The organism is Streptomyces sp. NPDC048473 (assembly GCF_043200155.1).
In the GTDB taxonomy this organism is placed as follows: Bacteria; Actinomycetota; Actinomycetes; order Streptomycetales; family Streptomycetaceae; genus Streptomyces.
On record NZ_JBICXE010000201.1, the window covers coordinates 1 to 1,176 of the forward strand.

Annotated in this window: 1 protein-coding gene; it reads right to left on the bottom strand. The window is 67.6% G+C overall.

The features are described from left to right. Positions 1–107: 107 nt before the first annotated feature. Positions 108–503: a transposase gene (locus ACGFU7_RS48230; protein WP_393705181.1), complete on the bottom strand. Its 396-nt coding sequence runs from the start codon at positions 501–503 to the stop codon at positions 108–110. Between the last annotated feature and the right edge of the window lie 673 nt (positions 504–1,176).

Here is a 1,176-nt window from a genome sequence, read left to right on the forward strand (position 1 = left end):
TCGACGGTTCAGAGTGAGGACAGCCGAAGCGTCAATCGGGGATCGGGTCAGACCCTCGAGCGGTGCCTCACCCATACTCACAGTCGGGGATCTTGGAGCCGTCGAGGTCAGGTGCCCAGGGTTCGCCATGACTTCGGCCGGGGCATCTCGCGCTGGTCGAGGTAGTTCTGGAAGGCAGTCGGTCGGCGAGGTGTAGGTGGTTCCTCGGTTGGTGGCAGTCCGCTGAGGCGCTCGATGTTGACGGCAATGGCCGTCAGGATGTGCTGGATGTGGGCCTTTCCCTGTCCTCGGTAGCGGCAGCGCCGTATGCCGTGTCCATGGGCGAACTCGTTGACCGTGCCCTCCACTCCGGAGCGGACCGCGTAACGGGTCTTCCACTCGGGTGTCTGTTGCTCGGTGCGGACGCGGAGTTGCAGGTCGCGGAGCTCTCGCGGGGAAAGCCCACGGTGCGGGCGCTGTCGGCGGTGGTGGTGCACTGAGTGCGGGCCGGGCAGGGGCGGCACTGGCTCTTGGTGAACCTGGCCACGATCAGCGGGGCCGCGGTGGGCGAGGAGGTCGGGTAGGGGCCGTGCCAGCCCGCACTGACCTGGCCCTGGGGGCAGGTGACCTGCTGATGGTCGTAGTCGATGTGGAAGTCGTCCCGGGCAAAGCCCTCGTTCTGGCGGTGTTGGCGGGTGGGGTTGTTCCGGAGCGGCCCGGAGACGGTGACCTGGTGTTCACGGGTGGCTTGTTCCAGGTGGGGCAGGGAGGTGTAGCCGCTGTCGACCAGGTGCTCGGCGGGCAGCAGTCCGCGACGTGCCAGGCGGGTGTGGATGCCGGGCAGGGCCTGGCTGTCGTGAGTGGTGGCCGCTGTGGTGGCCACGTCCGTGATCACGTTGGGGCCGTCGGGGGCACAGGTCTCGGTCAGGTGAGCGGAGAACCCCTTCCAACTGATGATGTGTCCGTGCCGTGCGTAGCGTGCTGAGGTGTCGTAGGGAGAGACGATCGCCTGGGACGAGGGCGGCAGTCCGGGCCCGTCTTCCTTTTCGGCGGTGCGCCAGTGCAGGTGCCCTGCGGCGTCACGGTGGTAGTTCTGCACCATGATCTGGCGCAGGGCCCGGATGCGAGGGCCGGACGTGTGGTCTGTTGCGTGCCGGTAGAGGTGTTCCAGAAGCCGGACCGCGTCGTTTCCGGTGG